The organism is Dysgonomonas sp. 521 (assembly GCF_010501055.1).
Classification (GTDB): domain Bacteria; phylum Bacteroidota; class Bacteroidia; order Bacteroidales; family Dysgonomonadaceae; genus Dysgonomonas.
Map to the genome: position 1 here is coordinate 1 of NZ_QVMO01000170.1, position 602 is coordinate 602.

At 42.0% G+C, this 602-nt stretch carries 1 pseudogene; it reads left to right on the top strand.

Annotated elements, in window-relative coordinates:
- A pseudogene (locus tag D0T84_RS21555) lies at positions 1–602 on the top strand (DNA methylase); the annotation flags it as partial.

Here is a 602-nt window from a genome sequence, read left to right on the forward strand (position 1 = left end):
TTAGAATTGCTTGAGCCGTATGAGTGGAAACGCTCACGTACGGTTCTTAGGGGGGAAAGCTCCTGTAAGGGAGCTGACCTACCCGATCGGCCCTCAGACCTCAGTCAGCGGGACGGGAGAGCTATTCGCAAAGGCAATGAAATAGCCAAACTCTATGCGGATAATAAAGTTGATGTAATTATCTATGCCGTAGAAAAGAGCCTCGATTCATATAAGTTCAACTTGTTGCAAAACAAACATCTATTTATCAGCCAGTTAAAGACAAATAATATGGCTACCCGTACCATTGATGAAGGCAGTTTGGATGAAGGTTCAGGTATGAACTTTTCGGAATATGTGGCTATACTATCAGGTAATACCGATTTATTGGAGAAAGCCAAACTGGAAAAGAAGATAGCTTCTTTAGAGAGTGAACGACAGGCATTCAACCGCAGCAAGTCTTCTGCGATCTATAAGTTTGAGGATATTACCCGTACAGTAGACAGTAACTCTGAAATGGTAGCAAGGATGACAAAAGACCTGCAACAATTCAATGAAAAGGTACAGATGGACAAGGAGGGCAATAAACTCAATCCGATAAAACTGGATAATCTGAACACCAA